Raw genomic sequence first — 17,556 nt, 5'->3', positions numbered from 1 at the left:
CCCGTACGCCGCGGCGTACCTCACCTTCCGCAGATCCCACTCCGGCATGCCGGGGTGGGATCTGCTGGTTCCATCGGGGATCATTGTCCGGACCCGATCACCCCCGATTCCGTATGGAGCACTCCGCGATGAGCGACCAGGGCCTGTCCATCTTCGAGAACGAGCCGAACGAGGGCGGGAAGCAGGAGGGAGCTGCCTCCTCGCCGAAGGCGGACTCCACGCCGACCCAGGTGATCCCGGCGGTCAAGGCTCCGGCCGCACCGCCCGCGCCCTCGCCAGCACCTGCGCCGACCCAGGCGCCGGCCCAGGCGAGCCCGAGCGGCGCCCACTCGTCGTCCTCCTCCGCGCTCGGCGGCCTGCCCCTGGTCCGCCGCGGCGGCTACGACAAGGCCGCGGTGGACACCCACATCCGCCAGCTCTCCGGCGAGAAGGCGACCCTCGGCGCCGCGCTGGAGGAGTCCGAGCAGCGGGTGATCGAGCTGGAGAAGGAGATCACGCAGCTCAAGGAGTCGCTCGCCGAGCACGACAAGCCGTCGTACGCCGGCCTCGGTGGCCGCGCCAGCGCGATGCTGCGCCTCGCCGAGGAGGAGGCCTCGGTGATCCGCGAGGAGGCCAAGCGCGAGGCTGCCGACGTCGTCGAGCAGGCCAACCGCGACGCGAAGGCCATCCGCGCCGAGGCCGCCCGCGCCGCCGACGAGCTGCGGACCGCCCACCGCGCCGAGATGGAGGAGAACCGCTCCCGACTGCTGGCCGATGCCGCGCAGGAGCGCAGCCTCGCCAAGAGCGAGGCCGAGGACACCCTCGCCGGGGCACGTCGCGAGGCCGACCAGCACCGCCTGGCCGCCGAGCAGGAGGCCAGCGAGCTGCGCAGCGAGGTCCAGCGCGAGGTCGAGCAGGCCCGTGCGGCGGTCGACCGCGAGGTGCAGGAGGCCCGACGGATGCTGGCCGTGGAGAAGGAGCGGCTCGCCCGCGAGGCGACCGACCACCACAAGAGCGCCGTCGCCGAGACGCGCAAGCTGGTCGAGGAGGCCGAGCAGCGCGCCATCGCCGCCGAGGAGCGTGCCGCCGAGGCCAGCCGCCAGGCGACCGCCAACCGCGCTGCCGCCCAGTCTGAGGCGGAGAGCATCCTGGCCCGGGCCCAGAACGAGGCCGAGCGGATCCTCGCCTCCGCGCGCACCCAGGCCGAGGCGCTCACCGCGAGCGGTGACGCCGAGGCTGAGCGGCGGGCAGCGGCGACGCGCGCCGAACTCGACCGGCTGACCAAGCGTCGCGACGCGATCACCGCCCAGCTGTCCTCGCTGGCCGACCTGGTGGCCGGCTTCGGCGAGGACGAGAGTTGAGCGAGGCCGCCCCGGACGCCGAGGAGGTCCCGGAGCCGACGTACGGCATCCTGGGCAAGCCCTTCGACCGACGCTCTCCCTTCTTCGTGGGATTCGTCGGCGCCCTCGGCGCGCTCCTGGCGTTCGCCCTCTACCACGCGATCCTCGGCACCAGCTCGGTGCTGATCATGATCCTGGTGGCGTTCTTCCTCGCCGCCGGGCTCAACCCGTCCGTCGAGTTCCTCGAGCGGCACGGCTTCCGCCGCTCGGCGGCGGTGGCCACGGTCATCGTGATCGCGCTCGCGGTGGTATCGCTGTTCCTCGTGGCCATCGTCCCGGTCATCACCGACCAGGTGCACGCCCTCTCGACGAACATCCCGCACTGGCTCGACGAGCTGGAACGCAACCCGCAGGTCCAGAAGGTCAACGACGACTACGACGTCATCGACAAGATCAAGAACTTCGTCTCCAGCGGTGACTTCGTCTCCAAGCTGTTCGGCGGGGCGCTCGGCTTCGGCCTGAAGATCATCTCGGCGCTGTTCAACGCGTTCATCATCATCGTGCTGACGCTGTACTTCCTGGCCTCCCTGAAGACCATCACGCACGCGATCTACCAGCTCGCGCCGGCCTCACGTCGCCGCCGCGTCGAGCTGCTCGGCGACAAGGTGATCGCGAACATCGGCGGCTACGTGTCCGGCGCGTTCGTGGTCGCGGTGTGCGCGGGCCTCTCCTCGCTGGTGTTCCTGACCTTCACCGGCATCAGCCAGTACGCCGTGGCGCTCGCCTTCGTGGTGGCCATCCTCGACGTCATCCCGATGATCGGCGCGACGATCGGCGCGGTCATCGTCTGCGCGATCGCGTTCGCCACCGACCTCGGCAGCGGCATCGCCTGCGTGATCTTCTACATCGCCTACCAGCAGGTCGAGAACTACCTCATCTACCCGAACGTGATGAAGCGGTCCGTCGACGTGCCGGGAGCGGTCACCGTCATCGCGGCCCTGATCGGTGCCTCGCTGCTGGGCGTGGTGGGCGCGCTGATCGCGATCCCGGTCGCCGCGGCGATCCTGCTGCTGTTCCGCGAGGTCGTGGTCAAGCAGCAGGACCTGCGCTGACGTCCGATGGATCGAGCGCGACCGGGATCTCGGGGCTGCTCTCGGCCAGTGCCGGCTCCCCCAGCTTGACCCCGATCACCCCGATCAGGATCAGCACGCCTCCGGCCAGCTGGACCAGCGACGGCAGCTCGCCGAGCAGCGCCCAGGCCCACAGGACGGCCGCGACGACCTCGCTGAGCGCCACGAAGGACGCCAGCCGCGACCCGAGCGCGCGGGCGGCGCCGATCCCGGTCGCGTAGGCCATCGCCGAGGTCACCAGGCCGAGGGCGAGCAGGGGGACCCACCAGGCGACGTGGACACCGGCGTACGCCAGGGACGAGGTGCTGGCGCTCATCGGCAGCGCGCCGAGCACGGCGAGCGCCCCGAGCACGACGGTGCCGACCAGCAGCCCACCGCCGGCCAGCACCATCGGCGGAAGTCCGGAGCGGTCGTCGGCGGACACGACGAAGTGCGCCGAGCCGCCGACCATGGCCGCCATCGCCCACGCGACGCCGACCGAGGACAGGTGGGCGCCGGAGAACAGGTCGAGCACGAGGAGCAGACCCAGGGCGGCGACCGACGCGCCGGCGACGGTGAGCCGCCCGGGGCGCTGGCCGTGCCGCCACCAGAGCCAGCCGACCACCGCGGCGGGCGAGGTGTACTCGATCATCAGCGCCGGTCCGACCTGCATGTGCTGGACCGCGGAGAAGTAGCAGAACTGGGCACCGGCGACGGCGAGGACGCCGTACACGACCAGGGTCGGGAGACCCGCACGCAGCAGCTGCCAGCGGCCCGCGAGAGCGCGGATCGCGAACGGCAGCACGGCGAGGGCGCCCAGGCTCATCCGGACCAGGACGACCGCGCCCGGGCTCCACCCCGCCTCGAACAGCGGGCGGGCCAAGGCCCCGGCCAGCGAGAAGGAGACCGCCGACAGGAGCGCGAGGGGCACGCCGCCGATCGCCGCGGGACGGGCGTGATCGATGCGAGCGTCATCAGCAACGGCGGTCATGACTCATGACAGTAGAGAGGTCGTCGTAAGATGTCAAAGTGGTTTTCACCGATGACACGGGCATGGCGCTGCAGGCAGCCGTCGTGCTCGCGAACAGCGCCTCCGAGCCGGACACCCTGACCACCGTCGCCGAGCTGGACGCGTTCTACGGCGAGCACGACTACACCGGCCGCCACGACAGCGACGAGGCCGAGCTGGAGTCCGTACGACGCATCCGCGGCGACCTGCGCGCGCTGCTGACGGCCGACCGCGACGACGCCGTGGACCTCCTCAACGAGATCCTGCGGCGCCACCGGGCACTGCCCCAGCTGGTGCGCCACGAGCCGCTGGACTGGCACCTGCACGCGATCGACGCCGACCGTCCGCTCGCCGACCGGATCATGGTCGAGACCGCGATGGCGATGATCGACGTCATCCGCGCCGACGAGCTGACACGTCTCGGGCTGTGCGCGGACGAGGAGTGCGACGGGATCGTGCTCGACCTGTCCCGCAACCGCTCGCGACGCTTCTGCTCGACGGCGTGCGGCAACCGCAACGCGGTCGCGGCCTACCGGGCCCGCCAGGCCCAGGCCTAGACAGGCTCAGGAGGCGGCGTCGGCGTCGAGGAAGCGGCGCAGCACCTCGGTGAACAGCTCGGGCTGCTCGGAGTGCAGCCAATGCCCGGCCTGCTTGAGCACCACCTTGCGGTTGCGCGGGAACCAGCGGTCCATCGCGCCGGCGTACTCCTCGCGGACGTAGTCCGACCTCCCACCCGCCATCCACAGCACCGGCCCGTCGTACGCCGGGACGCCGGCCAGCCGCTCCTCCGGCCAGTCGGCGATGACCGCCATGTCCCGCTCGAGGACGGCGAGGTTCGGCTGCCACGACCAGCCGCTGGGCGCGGCGGCGTCGCGGCGGAGGTTCTGCAGCAGGAAGCTCCGGATCGTGGTGTCGGGCACCTCCGGCTCGAGGAGCCGGTCGGCGTCCTCGCGGGTGCGCACCGCCGCGAGGTCCAGCTCCAGCATGGCCCGCGCGTAGCGGCCGAGCCCGCCGGCGCCGCCGTCGTACCGCACCGGCGACATGTCCGCGACGACCAGCCGGCTCACGAGCTCGGGGTGCAGCAGCGCGAGCAGCATCGCGACCTTGCCACCCATGGAGTGCCCGACCACCGCGGCCGGCTCGTCGGCGAGGAGCTCGGCGACCTGGTCGACGACCTCCACGTAGTCGAAGCGGTCCGACCACGGCGAGCGGCCGTGCTGGGGCAGGTCGACCAGGGTGATGCGATGGTCGCCGGACAGCGACTTCGCGATGGTCGTCCAGTTGCGGCCCTGCCCGAACAACCCGTGCAGGAAGACCACACGACCCCCGGCGGTGCCGAGGGTCGTGTGGTGAAGCGTCACGCGATGAGGGTACAGATCAGTACGTGTGGAAGCCCTTGCCGGTCTTGCGGCCGAGCTCGCCGTTCGCGACCTTCTCCTCCAGCGTCTTCGCCGGGGTGAAGCCCTCCTCCTTGAACTCGCCGTAGAGCTCCTTCTGGATCGCCAGCGACACGTCGTTGCCGACGACGTCGAGCAGCTCGAACGGGCCCATCGGGAAACCGGCGGTCTCCTTGATGGCGGCGTCGATCTCGCCCAGCTCGACGCCGGACTCCGCGAGGAGCACGGCGTCGTTGAGGTACGGGAAGAGCAGGCAGTTGACGATGAAGCCGGAGCGGTCGCCGCAGGAGACCGCGACCTTGCCGACGTTCGCGCAGAGCGCGAGGACGGTCTCGTTGACATCGGCGGCGGTGGCCGGCGTGGTGACGACCTCGACCAGCTTCATGACCGGCGCCGGGTTGAAGAAGTGCATGCCGATGACGTCGGACGGACGGTCCGTGGCCGCACCGAGCTGCGTGATCGGCAGCGAGGACGTGGTGGTGGCGATGATCGCGCCGGGCTTGCAGATGCCGTCGAGGTCGCGGAACAGCTCGAGCTTGACGTCGAGGTCCTCGGCGATGGCCTCGACCACGATGTCGACGCCCCCGAGCGCCTCGCGCTCGGTGGAGCCGGTGAGCCGGTCGAGCAGGTTGGCCTTGTCCTCCTCGGTCGACTTGCCCTTGGCGATGGCGCGGTCGAGGTTCTTGCCGATGTAGCCGTAGACGCCGTCGAGCTTCTCCTGGGTGCGGCCGACGAAGACCACGTCGTACCCGCTCTGGGCGAAGACCTGGACGATGCCGGAGGCCATGGTGCCGGTGCCGACGACGCCGACCGTGCGGATGTCCCGCTTGAACTCGGGGGCAGCGGCAGCGCCGGCCGCGCCGAGCTCGGCGAAGGTGCCGCCCTCGGTGGCCAGCTTCTCCAGCAGGTCGGCCGGCTGGTGCAGGTGGTCCTGGGTGTCCGCGAACCGGGCGGCGAGCTTGTCGCGCACGACGCCCGCGCCCAGCTCGTCGATGACGGTCAGCGGGCCCTTGGCGTAGCCGCAGCCGAAGCGCATGCCGTTGTCGATGTCGGTGACCGAGGCGTAGCCGGCCTCGTACATGCGCACCGCGTGGTTCAGGTACGGAAGCACCAGGGTGTCGAAGATCTGCTCACTCGTAGGCATGCCGGAAAGTGTCCCATCCTGGAGGGACGCTTGCTACTGCCTGGTAACAGGCGAGACGAAGACCACTTTGGAGCGCGAGGTGTGCCCGCGCCGGACCGCCACCGCGGACGCGGGCAGGCCCAGCTCCCCGGCCAGGAACCGCTCCAGGGCAGCGTTGGCCTTGCCGTCGACCGGAGGCGCGGCGAGACGGATGCGGAGCTGCTCGCCGTACTCCCCCACGACCTCGGAGCGCGACGCCCCGGGCTGCACCCGCACCGACAGCAGCCAGCCGTCACCGTCGGGGCGCCACCAGGGACGGTCCGGCTCGATCTCCACGTCGGTCACTGTAGGTTGGGCGACCGTGAGACTCGTGGTTGCGCGCTGTCAGGTGGACTATGCGGGGCGGCTGACCGCCCACCTCCCGATGGCGACCCGGGTGCTGATGCTGAAGTCCGACGGTTCGGTGCTGGTGCACTCCGACGGCGGCTCCTACAAGCCGTTGAACTGGATGTCGCCGCCATGCACGGTCGTCGAGGGATCGGCCGAGGACGGCCGGATCGAGTGGACCGTGACCGCGAAGGCGGCGAAGAACGCACCGGCCGACACGCTGCGCATCCTCATCGACGAGGTGCTCCACGACTCCTCCCACGACCTCGGCATCGACCCGGGCCTGCAGAAGGACGGCGTCGAGAAGCACCTGCAGGAGCTGCTCGCCGACCACCCGTCGACGCTGGCCGACGGCCTCACGCTGGTACGCCGGGAGTTCCCCACCGCCATCGGTCCGGTCGACCTGATGTGCCGCGACGCCGACGGCGTCTCGGTCGCGGTCGAGATCAAGCGCCGCGGCGAGATCGACGGGGTCGAGCAGCTCACCCGCTACCTCGAGCTGCTCAACCGCGACCCGCTGCTCACCGGCAAGGGCCAGGTGCGGGGCATCTTCGCGGCCCAGGAGATCAAGCCCCAGGCGCGGGTGCTCGCCGAGGACCGGGGCATCGCCTGCGCCGTCGTCGACTACGACGTGCTGCGCGGCCTCGACGACCCGACGGACCGGCTGTTCTGAGTTCACTCACATGTGAGTGAACCCGGTTCACTCACATGTGAGTGAACCGCGCGACGTGGTCGCGCCCTAAGGTCGAGCCATGGCGACGATCTTCCACCTGGCCCTGGCGTCGGACTGGGCGGCGGCCCAGTCGGCCGGGGCGTACACGATCTCGACCCGAGGCCGGACGCTTGCCGAGGAGGGGTTCATCCACGGGTCGCGCGGTGACCAGTGGCCGGCCGTCCGCGATCGGTTCTACGCCGACGTCGCCGAGCCGCTGGTGCTGCTCCAGATCGACACCGACCTGCTCGGCGTACCGCTGATCGAGGAGCCGGCGGTGCCGGGCGGGACCGAGACGTTCCCGCACATCTACGGGCCGCTCAAGGTCGACGCCGTGGTCCGGGCGATCCCGCTGGACTCCACGGTCGGTACGCCGGCACCGACCACAGCGCCGACACCGGTCGCGCGCCCCGTGACCCCGCCCACCCCCGGCCACTCCACGGCGGCGAGCTTCGCCCGCACCTACTTCCGCGAGATGTTCTTCAACGCCGCGCTGGTGCTGCTCGTCGTCGCGCTCGGCTTCGTCGGGCTGGTCGTCGGGGCGAACATCGACAACGAGAGCTCGGGCCAGCAGGGCGTGAACGCCTCGCTGGGCGGCCTCCTCGGCATCGTGGTCGGGCTCGCCCTCGCGGTGCCGCTCTACCGGCGCGGCACCCGGAGCTGAGAGATCAGGCCCCGGCGATCGCGGGAGCCGTGGGGTCCGCGCCCTCGCCGCCCTGCTCGCGGGCGACGTACGCCTCGATGTCGTTGATGTGGTCCTTGTTGCGGGTCACGATCGCGAGCAGGTCGCTGATCGTCGCGACCTCCTCGACCTGCTCCTTCACGAACCAGCTCATGAACTGCTCGGAGGCGAAATCGACCTCCTCGCGCGCGATCCGGAACAGGTCGTGGATCTGCTCGGTGACCCGCCTCTCCTGGTCCAGCGCGAGCGCAACGGGAGCGATGACGTCCTCGAAGCCGGAGACGGCCGCCGGGACGGCGCCGAGCTCGACGGGCGCGTCGGAGTCCAGCAGGTACTGCACCATCATCATGGCGTGGTCGCGCTCCTCGAGCGCCTGGCCGTAGAAGAACGCCGCCATCTGCGGCATCGTCTGGGCGTCGTAGTAGACGGCGCAGGCGAGGTACTGGTTGTGCGCGGCCAGCTCGTTGGTGATCTGCACGTTGAGCTGGTCGGTGAAGCGCTCGGCGGCCATCCCCGAACCCTATCTACGCGGCCTTCTGGAGGCGCTTCTTCGTGACCTTCTTGCCGTCGGTCCGGACGAGCTCGCGCTTCTTGACCGTGTAGCCGGCCGGGAGCGTGCCCTCCTTGAGCATGCGCAGCGGGCAGCGGTCGCACTTCTTGCGCGACTCGCAGCACTTCGTCTTCGGCAGCTTGCGCACGCCCTTGGCCTTCTTACCCACGAAGGAAAGGTAACACTCAATAAGGCGAGCCTTACCTATTCGCGGGCGGCATCTCACCTGCCGAGCGGCAGCACTAGCGTGGGCCGCGTGATCGAGATCTGGCTCAATCCCGCCTGCTCCAAGTGCCGCACCGCCGTCAGCGAGCTCGATGCGGCCGGCGCGGACTACGTCGTACGTCGCTACCTCGACGAGCCGCCGACCGTCGCCGAGCTCGAGGACGTGCTCGGTCGCCTCGGCCTGGAGCCGTGGGACATCGCCCGCACCGCCGACGCCAAGGGGCTGGGGGTGACGCTGCCCGCCAAGGACTCCGCCCACCGCGCCGAGTGGCTCGAGCTCATGGCCCGGCAGCCGAAGCTCATCCAGCGCCCGATCATCACTGCCGGCGACGGCACGACCGTGGTCGGCCGGGACGAGGAGTCGCTGGCGAAGGTCATCGCCGCGGACTGACCATCAGTCGCGCACCCAGCGGTAGAGGCGCTCGGGTCGCCCGGCGGCGCCGTACCGCAGCGCGACCTCGGCCCATCCCATGCCGACCAGGTGCTCCAGGTAGCGCCGGGCGCTCACCCGCGACAGCCCGGCACGCTCCCCCAGCTCCGACGCCGACTCCGGCGCCTCCTGCGAGCGCAGCCGCGTGACGACCAACCGCATGGTGGGCTCGGAGAGCCCCTTGGGCAGCCCGCGCAGCGGGGTCGGGGTCCGCACCGAGCCGAACACCCGGTCGATGTCGGCCTGGGCGAGCGTCGCCTCGCTGGCGAGCTGCTGACGGGCGGCCGCCACCTGGCGCAGCCGGTCGGTCAGGTCGCCGAGCACGAACGGCTTGACCAGGTAGTGGACCGCGCCGAGGCGGAGGGCACGGCTGACGGTCTCGGTGTCGCGGGCCGCCGTGATCATCACGACGTCGGTGCCGGTGGCGCCGGCGCTGCGCAGCTCCTCGAGCACCTCCACGCCCGACAGGTCGGGCAGGTAGACGTCGAGCAGCAGGATGTCGGGCGCGAGCCGCACCGCCAAGTCGAGCGCCTCCCGTCCGCTGTGCGCCACCCCGACCACCTCGAAGCCGGGCAGCGTGGCCACCAGCTCGTTGTGCATGCGCGCCACCATGAAGTCGTCGTCGACGACCAGCACGCGGACCGGCTCGCTCATCGCGCACCCCCGGGGAAGAGCTCCGCCCGCAGCACCGCGCCCTCACGACGTCCGATCGTGACCGTGCCCCCGTACCGGCGGCAGGCCATCCGGGTGAGCGCCAGGCCGAAGCCGTGGGAGCGCTGGTCGGCTCCGGTCTTCGTGGTCCAGCCCAGGTCGAAGACGTGCGGGGCGTCCGCCTGGTCGATGCCCCGCCCGCTGTCCGCCACCTCGACCACGACCCGGCCGCCGCGGTCCTCGAGCAGCACTTCGACCCATCCCCCGGCCGACACCGCGTCGAAGGCGTTGTCGACCAGGTTGCCGACGACCGTCACCAGGTCCGCCGACACCGGGGCCGGCTGGACCCGCAGGCGGCTGCGCTCCGCGAGCGTGAACGTGATGCCGAGCTCGGCGGCGCGGCTCGCCTTGGCCACCACCAGGGAGGCGACGGCCGGGTCCGCCACGTGCTCGGTGACCTGACCGACGCGCCCGTCGAGGTCGCTGATCACGGTCCGCACGAAGTCGCGCACCACGTCGGTGCGGCCGAGCTCGGCCATGCCGCTGATGGCGTGCAGCCGGTTGCGGAACTCGTGCACCTGCGCCCGCAGCGTGTCCGTGCCGGCCTGGGCGGCGGCGAGCTCCTGCTCGAGGCTGAGCAGCTCGGTGCGGTCGCGCATCGAGGTGACCCAGCCGGTCTGCCGCTGCCGCACCCGCACCGGTTGGGTGTTGAGGACGAGCAGCCGGCTGCCGACCGCGACGACGACGTCCTCGCCGGCCGCGTCGCCGATCAGCGCGCTCTCCACCTCGGGAGGTACGCCGAGCTGGGACACCGGCTGCCGGTCCGGCTCCCCCGCGAGGTCGAGCAGCGCGATCGCCTCGTCGTTCACGAAGGCCACGACACCGGCCCGGTCGACGCCGACCACGCCCTCGCGGACCCCGTGCAGCATCGCCTCGCGCTGCTCGACGAGCGCCGTGATCTCACGGGGCTCCAGGCCGAGCGTCTGACGCTTGACCCGGCGGGCGATGAGCAGCGAGCCGAGGACGCCGACCAGGCCGGCGAGGGCGAGGTAGATGAAGGCGGACCGTGCCGTCGTACCGATGATCTCGCCGCGGGTCGGCGCGTTCCGGCCGATCACGACGAACCCCAGCACCCGCCCGACCGAGCCCTTGCGGTCCGAGAGCACCGCGACCTGCGCCTCGATCGTCTGCCGGCCGTAACGCTCGTCCTCCCCCGCCCAGCTGGCGCCGTGGGCGACATCGGGACGCACGCCGCTGTCGGACCCGTGCGGCTCGGCGAACGTGCCGACCGGCGTGCTCCGCGTCGACGGCACCATCAGCGCGTACGTCGCTCCGGTCGATGCGCGCACCCGCTCCAGCTCGACCTCGAGGGCCGGCTCCCAGGCACCGAACGCCTGCTCGCCACGGGAGCCCGGCAGGGCCGCACCGGTGAGCGAGTCCCGCACGAGGCGCTCGGTCGCGAGGGACTCGGCCGCACCGAGCAGACGACGGGTCTCCACCCGCCGGAAGCCGGTCTCCGACTGGACCAGAGAGACACCCGCGACGAAGGCGACGATGACGACGACGACCAGCATCTGCAGCAGCAGGAGCTGGCGGAAGAGCGGGAGCCGTGTCACGCGGCCGAGTCTGCAGCAGCCGACGGCTCCCGGCGAGCCGCGGAGGCCCTCCGGCAGATTTGTGACCGCAAAGACCGAAATGAACTGTCCGACCAGAAGGGTGACCGCGATCTGTGACAGTGGTCACCATCGTCCGACGTCGCAGGTCGCGACACCCCGCCTCGCGGGGATGCAGTGCGGAGAGAGCAATGAAGACCTTGAAGAAGCTGACCGCTGCCGCGGTCACCGTGACGGCCCTGGCCGGGCTGTCCGCCTGCAACGGCGCGGGCGGTGGCTCGGGCGCCGATGCGGCGGTCCGGATCATGGTGCCGAACTCCCCGGGCGGCGGCTACGACACGACGGCGCGCACCGCGGCGAAGATCGTCGAGGACGAGGGCATCAACAAGGACATCGAGGTCTACAACCTCGAGGGCGCCGGCGGCACCACCGGCCTCGCCAAGCTGGTCAGCCAGAAGGGCAAGGATGGCGAGCTCATGCTGATGGGTCTCGGCGTCGTCGGAGCGACGTACACCAACCAGTCGGAGAAGACGCTGGCGGACACGACGCCGATCGCGCGCCTCATCAGCGAGCCGGACATCCTCGTCGTACCGGCCACGTCCCCGCTGACCTCCCTCGACGACGCGGTGAAGGCCTGGAAGTCCGACACCGCGCACTTCCCGGTCGGCGGCGGCTCGTCCCCGGGCGGTCCCGACCACCTCGCGGCGCACCTCGTCGCCGACGCCGTCGGCATCACGCCGAAGGACGTCAACTACGTGGAGTACGACGGCGGCGGGCCGCTCCTCGCCGCGCTGCTCAGCGGCGAGGTGAAGGTCGGTGTCACCGGCGTGGGCGAGGTCAAGAGCCAGATCGACGCCGGTCAGCTGCGGGTCCTCGGTGTCACGAGCGCCCAGCGCATCGCCGGCTTCGACGAGCCCACGCTCAAGGAGCAGGGGGTCGACCTCGACTTCACGAACTGGCGCGGGCTGGTGGCCCCTCCCGGCATCTCCGCCGAGGAGCGCGACCGGCTGGTCGCCATGGTCGAGAAGCTGCACGGCACCCAGGCCTGGAAGGACGCCGAGGCCAAGAACGGCTGGACGGACGCGTTCCTGACCGGCGACGCGTTCGGTGAGTTCATCGGCACCGAGGACGGGCGGGTCGCCGACATCCTCGGCGAGCTGGGCCTCGCCTGATGGACACCACGTCCGCTCCCCAGCGGGCCGGCTACTCCGAGTACGGAGTGGTCGGCCTGCTGGCCGGCCTCGGGACGCTCGTCCTCCTCGAGACCCCGTCCATCCGTGAGCCGCTCGTCTCGCACGGCACGCTGAGCCCGCGGGTGATGCCCTACTTCGTCGGCGCCCTGCTGCTCGTGGTCGCCGCCCTGCTCGCCGTGGACATCTTCCGCGGCGGGCACGGCGAGCAGGAGGAGGGTGAGGACGTCGACCTGAGCCACGGCACCGACTGGAAGATCCTGCTCGCCCTCGCGGTCCTCGTCGCCGGGTGCGGCCAGCTCGTGCCGCTGATCGGCTTCCCGATCGCCGGTGCGGCGCTGTTCTTCGGCGTCGCGCGACTGCTGGGCAGCCGGCGGCTGGTGCTCGACCTGGTCGTCGCGGCGGTCCTGTCGGTCACGGCGTACCTGCTGTTCACCGAGTTCCTCGGCATCGCCCTGCCTCTGTTCGGAGGTGCGTGAGCATGGACTCGATCTCCTCCCTGCTCGACGGCATGGCGACCGCTGCCGAGCCGTCCAACCTGATGTGGGCGCTCATCGGCGTCGTGCTCGGCACCTTCGTCGGCGTCCTGCCGGGCATCGGCCCTGCCATGTGCCTGGCCCTGCTGCTGCCGTTCACCTTCTCGATGGACGCCGCACCGGCACTCATCATGTTCGCCGGCATCTACTACGGCGGCATGTACGGCGGGTCGACCACGTCGATCCTGCTCAACGCGCCCGGGGAGAGCTCCTCGGTGATGACCGCGGTCGAGGGCAACAAGATGGCGAAGGCGGGCCGTGCCGCGCAGGCGCTGGCCACGGCCGCCATCGGTTCGTTCGTGGCGGGCACGATCGCCACCCTGCTGCTGATCTTCACCGCCCCGGCCATGGCGAGCTTCGCCTCGTCGCTGCAGTCGCGTGACTACTTCGCCATCACCATCCTGGCCTTCCTCGCCGTCAGCACGGTGCTCGGCGGATCGGCCGTCCGTGGCCTGGCCTCGCTCGCCATCGGCCTGTCGATCGGCGTCGTCGGGGCCGACCCGACGACCGGCCAGCAACGGCTCACCTTCGGCATCGACAGCCTCACCGTCGGCATCGACACCGTCGTCGTCGCGGTCGGGGTGTTCGCCGTCGGCGAGGCGCTCTGGATCGCCGCGCACCTTCGCCACTCCCCGCCGGACATCATCCCGACCGGCAAGGCCTGGATGGACCGGAAGGACTGGTCCTGCTCCTGGAAGCCGTGGCTGCGCGGCACCGCGCTGGGCTTCCCGTTCGGGGCGCTCCCGGCGGGCGGTGCCGAGATCCCGACCTTCCTGTCCTACTCGGTCGAGAAGAGGCTCACCAAGCACCCCGAGGAGTTCGGGCACGGCGCGATCGAGGGCGTCGCCGGTCCCGAGGCGGCGAACAACGCGTCGGCGGCCGGCACCATGGTCACCCTGCTCTCGCTGGGCATCCCGACCACGGCCACGGCCGCGATCATGCTCAACGCGTTCCAGCGCTACGACATGAACCCGGGCCCGCTGCTGTTCGACGACAACCCGACGGTGGTCTGGGCGCTGCTGGCCAGCCTGCTCATCGGCAACGCCATGCTGCTGGTGCTGAACCTGCCGCTCGCGCCGCTCTGGGCGAAGATCCTCAAGCTGCCGCGCCCGTACCTGTACGCCGGCATCCTGTTCTTCGCCATCCTGGGCAGCTACAGCGTCAACGCCAACCCGACCGACGTCCTGATCCTCGTCATCCTCGGGCTGCTGGGCTTCCTGATGCGCCGGTTCGGCCTCCCGGTGGTGCCGCTGATCATCGGCGTCATCCTCGGGCCGACCTCGGAGGCGAACCTTCGCAAGGCGCTGCAGGTCAGCAACGGCGACTGGTCGACGCTGTGGGGCACCGGCTTCTCGATGGCGGTGTACGCCGTCGTGGCCGCTCTCCTGCTGTGGACGCTGGCCCGCGTGCTGCGCAAGAAGGACGACCCGGTCGCGGCCTGAGCCGTCACCACGACGAGCGGCGTCCCTCCGGTGAACCGGAGGGACGCCGCTCGCGTGTCCTGCCGCGGGCTCAGGCCTGCGAGCTCCGCTCGACCAGCCGGCGCGCGAGCACCGGGACGACGATCGCCGCCGCGAGCACGTGGTCGGCCATCAGCGTCACCGCGGAGGCGACGTCGAAGCCCGAGATGAGGTCGGGCACGAACGAGAGCACGACGAGGGTGCCCGCGATCCGCAGGAAGGTACGCCGTGGGTGACGCGCCCGGCGCGCCACGACCGCCGCGATCGCGACCCCGACGAGGGCGAGGACGAGGGTGACCTGGGCGAACCCGGCGATCGGGATCGACGCCCCGCTGCCGTCGCCGAACGAGACGCCGGCCGCGGAGGCGACGGCGGCGAACGCGGTGGTGGCAGCAGAGGCGACCACCGCGGCGGCGACGCCGTGCTTCCAGACGGTCGGACGGGTCGGCGCGGCAGTGATCGGGGTGGCTGTGGAGGTGGCGGTGACGGACATGATCTGCTCCTGACGGATGCGGGACGCCCGGTGCGTCCTCATGCCCAGACGACGAACGGGGCTGCCGGTGTTCGACAGCCCCGTTCGGAGAATTTCCGGAGAACCCGGATCAGTCCAGCCCGTTGGCCTTCCGGATCACGTCGACGATGCCGTCCATGATCTGGGTGAGACCGAAGTCCTTCGGCGTGTAGACGGCGGCCACGCCCATCTCCAGCAGCGCCTTGCCGTCGGAGTCGGGGATGATGCCGCCCACGATCACCGGGACGTCGTCCATGCCCTGCGCCTTGAGGCCGTCGAGGACCGCCGGCACCAGCTCCATGTGCGAGCCGGACAGGATGGAGAGGCCGACGCAGTGGACGTCCTCGGCGACGGCCGCGGCGACGATCTGCTCGGGCGTGAGCCGGATGCCCTGGTAGATGACCTCGAAGCCGGCGTCGCGGGCGCGCACGGCGACCTGCTCGGCACCGTTGGAGTGGCCGTCGAGACCGGGCTTGCCGACCAGCAGGCGGAGACGACCGCCCAGCTCCTCACCGGTGGCCCTGACCCGCTCGCGCACGGCGGTGAGCTCGGCGCCGGCCTCGGCCACGCCGACCGCGCCGGCGACCCCGGTGGGGGCGCGGAACTCGCCGAACACCTCGCGCAGCGTGCCGGCCCACTCCCCGGTGGTCGCGCCCGCCCGGGCAGCGGCCAGGGTGGCCTCCATCAGGTTGACGCCCGACTTCGCGTCGTCGGCGAGCCGCTGCAGGGCCGCGTCAACCTCGGCCTGGTCGCGCTGCTCCTTCCAGGCCTTGACCGACGCGAGCGCGGCCTCCTCGGCCTTCGGGTCGGCGACCATGATCGCCTCATCCAGGTTCGCGGTCAGCGGCGACGGCTCGGTGGTGTCGAACTTGTTGACGCCGACGATGATCTCGAGGCCGTCCTCGATGGCGGCCCGACGGCGCGCGTGCGAGGAGACGAGCTCCTGCTTCATGTAGCCGGAGTCGACCGCGGCGATCGCGCCGCCCATGGCCTGCACCCGGTCGATCTCGGCCTTGGCGCCCTCGATCAGCGACTGCACCTTGGCCTCGACGACCGGCGAGCCGTCGAAGATGTCGTCGTACTCCAGCAGGTCGGACTCGAACGCGAGGACCTGCTGCAGGCGCAGCGACCACTGCTGGTCCCACGGCCGCGGGAGGCCGAGCGCCTCGTTCCACGCGGGCAGCTGGACCGCGCGGGCGCGGGCTTTCTTCGACAGCGTCACGGCGAGCATCTCGAGCACGATCCGCTGGACGTTGTTCTCCGGCTGCGCCTCAGTGAGGCCCAGGGAGTTGACCTGGACGCCGTACCGGAAACGGCGCATCTTCTCGTCCTGCACGCCGTAGCGCTCGCGGGTGATCTCGTCCCACAGCTCGACGAAGGCGCGCATCTTGCACATCTCCTCGACGAAGCGGACACCCGCGTTGACGAAGAAGGAGATGCGGCCGACGGTCTTCTCGAAGTCGTCGTCAGAGACCTGACCGGATGCCTTGACCTGGTCCAGGACGGCGATCGCGGTGCACATCGCGTACGCGATCTCCTGCACGGGCGTCGCGCCGGCCTCCTGCAGGTGGTAGCTGCAGATGTTGATCGGGTTCCACTTCGGGATGTTGTTGACCGTGTAGGCGATCATGTCCGCGATCAGCCGCAGCGAGTGTTCCGGCGGGAACACGTAGGTCCCGCGCGAGAGGTACTCCTTGATGATGTCGTTCTGGGTCGTGCCCGCGAGCTGGTGCGCGACCTCCGACGGCGACAGGTCGGGGTTCTGCTCCTCGGCGACCACCTGGTACATCGCGAGCAGCCACATGGCCGTCGCGTTGATCGTCATCGAGGTGTTCATCTCGGTGAGGGGGATCTCGTTGAAGAGCTTGCGCATCTCCCCCAGGTGCGGCACCGGTACGCCGACCTTGCCGACCTCGCCGCGGGACAGCGGGCTGTCCGGGTCGTAGCCGGTCTGCGTGGGCAGGTCGAAGGCGACCGAGAGACCCGTCTGACCCTTGGCCAGGTTCGTCCGGTACAGCGCGTTGGACGCCTCGGCGGTCGAGTGGCCGGCGTACGTCCGCATCACCCAGGGGCGATCCTTGGGCTGGCTGATGGGTGCGGAGGAGGTCTCGCTACTCATAAATGCGAAGCGTAGGCGGAATTGCTACCGCCGCGTAACAGCGTCCGGTGTGGGATGTGCAACCCCGGAACGGGTGCGTCAGGCGACGGCGTGGTCGCGCTCGAGGTCGACCACGCGGATGAGGTGGGTCAGGTGCAGCATCCGCAGCACGGGCGCCGTGGCACCGCGCAGCACGATGTGGCGGCCCGCCCGCGTCGCGCGCCGGCTCGCGGCGGCGAGCACCTTGAGCGCGGTCAGGTCGACGGACTCGACCCCGTGCAGGTCGATGGTCAGGTCACCGTCGCCGGAGCGGAGCCGGTCGTTGATCGCGGAGCGGACGGCTCCGGTGCTGCGCACGTCGAAGTCGCCGCTCAGCAGCAGCGTGGGGCCGTCGGTGATGATGTCCAGCTCGTTCATGCCACTCCCCTTGTCCGACGCCCTCCCGAATGGGCGTCGCCCGGTTGCTCACTACTGTGACGCGCCGGAACACGGATCGGTTGCACCCGACCAGTACCCGCGTGGCGCGGATCGCAACCCCGGACGCTCGGGCCGTA

The 17,556-nt window shown here is 70.9% G+C and carries 20 protein-coding genes; 9 read left to right on the top strand and 11 right to left on the bottom strand.

Features of this window, described 5'->3' with window-relative positions:
- Window positions 1–128: 128 nt before the first annotated feature.
- Together ACYVAQ_RS09215 and ACYVAQ_RS09210 are read left to right on the top strand one after the other, a co-directional pair.
- Window positions 129–1,340, top strand: coding sequence for a hypothetical protein (locus tag ACYVAQ_RS09215; protein WP_460788537.1), 1,212 nt, complete (start codon window positions 129–131; stop codon window positions 1,338–1,340).
- Window positions 1,337–2,431 (top strand): AI-2E family transporter, encoded by a 1,095-nt coding sequence (locus ACYVAQ_RS09210; RefSeq protein ID WP_460788535.1) that lies wholly within the window; start codon window positions 1,337–1,339, stop codon window positions 2,429–2,431. Before ACYVAQ_RS09215 ends, ACYVAQ_RS09210 begins: the two co-directional genes overlap by 4 nt.
- On the opposite strand, the gene ACYVAQ_RS09205 is transcribed toward ACYVAQ_RS09210, so the two are convergent.
- Complete coding sequence (locus ACYVAQ_RS09205; protein WP_460788534.1) at window positions 2,409–3,419, bottom strand: EamA family transporter; 1,011 nt, start codon at window positions 3,417–3,419, stop codon at window positions 2,409–2,411. The genes ACYVAQ_RS09210 and ACYVAQ_RS09205 overlap by 23 nt on opposite strands.
- Window positions 3,420–3,457: 38 nt before the next feature.
- On the opposite strand from ACYVAQ_RS09205, the gene ACYVAQ_RS09200 reads away from it, so the two are divergent.
- Window positions 3,458–3,994 carry a CGNR zinc finger domain-containing protein gene (locus ACYVAQ_RS09200; RefSeq protein ID WP_460788532.1) on the top strand — a complete coding sequence of 179 codons (537 nt, stop codon included), beginning with the start codon at window positions 3,458–3,460 and terminating at the stop codon, window positions 3,992–3,994.
- Window positions 3,995–4,000: 6 nt separating this feature from the next.
- Here the strand turns inward: ACYVAQ_RS09200 and ACYVAQ_RS09195 are convergent, their stop codons facing one another.
- Genes ACYVAQ_RS09195 through ACYVAQ_RS09185 form a run of 3 tightly spaced genes read right to left on the bottom strand, consistent with a single transcriptional unit; the run spans window position 4,001 to window position 6,293 of the window.
- Window positions 4,001–4,798: an alpha/beta fold hydrolase gene (locus ACYVAQ_RS09195; RefSeq protein ID WP_460788530.1), complete on the bottom strand. Its 798-nt coding sequence runs from the start codon at window positions 4,796–4,798 to the stop codon at window positions 4,001–4,003.
- Window positions 4,799–4,814: 16 nt separating this feature from the next.
- On the bottom strand, window positions 4,815–5,978 hold the full coding sequence (locus ACYVAQ_RS09190) for a 3-hydroxyacyl-CoA dehydrogenase NAD-binding domain-containing protein (RefSeq protein ID WP_460788528.1): 1,164 nt from the start codon (window positions 5,976–5,978) through the stop codon (window positions 4,815–4,817).
- Between the two features lie 33 nt (window positions 5,979–6,011).
- Window positions 6,012–6,293, bottom strand: coding sequence for a DUF167 domain-containing protein (locus ACYVAQ_RS09185; RefSeq protein WP_460788525.1), 282 nt, complete (start codon window positions 6,291–6,293; stop codon window positions 6,012–6,014).
- 25 nt (window positions 6,294–6,318) lie between these two features.
- Between ACYVAQ_RS09185 and nucS the strand changes: the two genes are divergently transcribed.
- Both nucS and ACYVAQ_RS09175 read left to right on the top strand, forming a co-directional pair.
- A complete protein-coding gene (nucS, locus tag ACYVAQ_RS09180) occupies window positions 6,319–7,017 on the top strand; it encodes an endonuclease NucS (protein ID WP_460788523.1) in 699 nt (232 codons plus the stop codon).
- 79 nt (window positions 7,018–7,096) lie between these two features.
- The gene (locus ACYVAQ_RS09175; RefSeq protein ID WP_460788521.1) at window positions 7,097–7,720 is read left to right on the top strand and encodes a DUF952 domain-containing protein; all 624 of its coding nucleotides are present in this window, start codon (window positions 7,097–7,099) and stop codon (window positions 7,718–7,720) included.
- Between the two features lie 4 nt (window positions 7,721–7,724).
- On the opposite strand, the gene ACYVAQ_RS09170 is transcribed toward ACYVAQ_RS09175, so the two are convergent.
- Window positions 7,725–8,249: a ferritin gene (locus ACYVAQ_RS09170; RefSeq protein ID WP_460788519.1), complete on the bottom strand. Its 525-nt coding sequence runs from the start codon at window positions 8,247–8,249 to the stop codon at window positions 7,725–7,727.
- Window positions 8,250–8,262: 13 nt separating this feature from the next.
- Window positions 8,263–8,457 carry a hypothetical protein gene (locus ACYVAQ_RS09165; RefSeq protein WP_460788517.1) on the bottom strand — a complete coding sequence of 65 codons (195 nt, stop codon included), beginning with the start codon at window positions 8,455–8,457 and terminating at the stop codon, window positions 8,263–8,265.
- An 87-nt stretch (window positions 8,458–8,544) separates the two neighbouring features.
- Here ACYVAQ_RS09165 and ACYVAQ_RS09160 point away from each other — a divergent pair, with 87 nt between their 5' ends.
- On the top strand, window positions 8,545–8,904 hold the full coding sequence (locus tag ACYVAQ_RS09160; protein ID WP_460788515.1) for an ArsC/Spx/MgsR family protein: 360 nt from the start codon (window positions 8,545–8,547) through the stop codon (window positions 8,902–8,904).
- A gap of 3 nt (window positions 8,905–8,907) precedes the next feature.
- On the opposite strand, the gene ACYVAQ_RS09155 is transcribed toward ACYVAQ_RS09160, so the two are convergent.
- Both ACYVAQ_RS09155 and ACYVAQ_RS09150 read right to left on the bottom strand, forming a co-directional pair.
- Complete coding sequence (locus ACYVAQ_RS09155) at window positions 8,908–9,597, bottom strand: response regulator (protein WP_460788512.1); 690 nt, start codon at window positions 9,595–9,597, stop codon at window positions 8,908–8,910.
- Window positions 9,594–11,210, bottom strand: coding sequence for a sensor histidine kinase (locus tag ACYVAQ_RS09150; RefSeq protein WP_460788510.1), 1,617 nt, complete (start codon window positions 11,208–11,210; stop codon window positions 9,594–9,596). The genes ACYVAQ_RS09155 and ACYVAQ_RS09150 overlap by 4 nt, the downstream gene beginning before the upstream one ends.
- Before the next feature lie 188 nt (window positions 11,211–11,398).
- Here ACYVAQ_RS09150 and ACYVAQ_RS09145 point away from each other — a divergent pair, with 188 nt between their 5' ends.
- The 3 genes from ACYVAQ_RS09145 to ACYVAQ_RS09135 are packed head-to-tail and all read left to right on the top strand — an operon-like array spanning window position 11,399 to window position 14,375.
- Window positions 11,399–12,379, top strand: a complete 981-nt coding sequence (locus tag ACYVAQ_RS09145; protein ID WP_460788508.1) for a Bug family tripartite tricarboxylate transporter substrate binding protein — start codon at window positions 11,399–11,401, stop codon at window positions 12,377–12,379.
- On the top strand, window positions 12,379–12,876 hold the full coding sequence (locus ACYVAQ_RS09140) for a tripartite tricarboxylate transporter TctB family protein (RefSeq protein ID WP_460788506.1): 498 nt from the start codon (window positions 12,379–12,381) through the stop codon (window positions 12,874–12,876). The genes ACYVAQ_RS09145 and ACYVAQ_RS09140 overlap by 1 nt, the downstream gene beginning before the upstream one ends.
- A gap of 2 nt (window positions 12,877–12,878) precedes the next feature.
- On the top strand, window positions 12,879–14,375 hold the full coding sequence (locus ACYVAQ_RS09135) for a tripartite tricarboxylate transporter permease (protein ID WP_460788504.1): 1,497 nt from the start codon (window positions 12,879–12,881) through the stop codon (window positions 14,373–14,375).
- Between the two features lie 70 nt (window positions 14,376–14,445).
- Here the strand turns inward: ACYVAQ_RS09135 and ACYVAQ_RS09130 are convergent, their stop codons facing one another.
- The 3 genes from ACYVAQ_RS09130 to ACYVAQ_RS09120 form a co-directional block, all read right to left on the bottom strand.
- A complete protein-coding gene (locus ACYVAQ_RS09130) occupies window positions 14,446–14,886 on the bottom strand; it encodes a DUF6069 family protein (RefSeq protein WP_460788502.1) in 441 nt (146 codons plus the stop codon).
- 109 nt (window positions 14,887–14,995) lie between these two features.
- A complete protein-coding gene (locus ACYVAQ_RS09125) occupies window positions 14,996–17,023 on the bottom strand; it encodes a protein meaA (RefSeq protein ID WP_460788500.1) in 2,028 nt (675 codons plus the stop codon).
- A gap of 78 nt (window positions 17,024–17,101) precedes the next feature.
- Window positions 17,102–17,419, bottom strand: a complete 318-nt coding sequence (locus ACYVAQ_RS09120; protein WP_460788498.1) for an STAS domain-containing protein — start codon at window positions 17,417–17,419, stop codon at window positions 17,102–17,104.
- Window positions 17,420–17,556: the final 137 nt, after the last annotated feature.

The organism is Nocardioides maradonensis, assembly GCF_054777115.1.
Note: the sequence above shows the minus strand (reverse complement) of the source record. Positions and strands in the feature narration are given on the sequence as shown.

What these genes read in the sequence shown, in the direction of transcription:
- ACYVAQ_RS09215 (WP_460788537.1), top strand. Translation starts at nt 129, where the DNA reads ATGAGCGACCAGGGCCTGTCCATCTTCGAGAACGAGCCGAACGAGGGC.
- ACYVAQ_RS09205 (WP_460788534.1), bottom strand. Translation starts at nt 3,419, where the DNA reads ATGACCGCCGTTGCTGATGACGCTCGCATCGATCACGCCCGTCCCGCG.
- ACYVAQ_RS09190 (WP_460788528.1), bottom strand. Translation starts at nt 5,978, where the DNA reads ATGCCTACGAGTGAGCAGATCTTCGACACCCTGGTGCTTCCGTACCTG.
- ACYVAQ_RS09175 (WP_460788521.1), top strand. Translation starts at nt 7,097, where the DNA reads ATGGCGACGATCTTCCACCTGGCCCTGGCGTCGGACTGGGCGGCGGCC.
- ACYVAQ_RS09170 (WP_460788519.1), bottom strand. Translation starts at nt 8,249, where the DNA reads ATGGCCGCCGAGCGCTTCACCGACCAGCTCAACGTGCAGATCACCAAC.
- ACYVAQ_RS09155 (WP_460788512.1), bottom strand. Translation starts at nt 9,597, where the DNA reads ATGAGCGAGCCGGTCCGCGTGCTGGTCGTCGACGACGACTTCATGGTG.
- ACYVAQ_RS09145 (WP_460788508.1), top strand. Translation starts at nt 11,399, where the DNA reads ATGAAGACCTTGAAGAAGCTGACCGCTGCCGCGGTCACCGTGACGGCC.
- ACYVAQ_RS09140 (WP_460788506.1), top strand. Translation starts at nt 12,379, where the DNA reads ATGGACACCACGTCCGCTCCCCAGCGGGCCGGCTACTCCGAGTACGGA.
- ACYVAQ_RS09135 (WP_460788504.1), top strand. Translation starts at nt 12,879, where the DNA reads ATGGACTCGATCTCCTCCCTGCTCGACGGCATGGCGACCGCTGCCGAG.
- ACYVAQ_RS09130 (WP_460788502.1), bottom strand. Translation starts at nt 14,886, where the DNA reads ATGTCCGTCACCGCCACCTCCACAGCCACCCCGATCACTGCCGCGCCG.
- ACYVAQ_RS09125 (WP_460788500.1), bottom strand. Translation starts at nt 17,023, where the DNA reads ATGAGTAGCGAGACCTCCTCCGCACCCATCAGCCAGCCCAAGGATCGC.
- ACYVAQ_RS09120 (WP_460788498.1), bottom strand. Translation starts at nt 17,419, where the DNA reads ATGAACGAGCTGGACATCATCACCGACGGCCCCACGCTGCTGCTGAGC.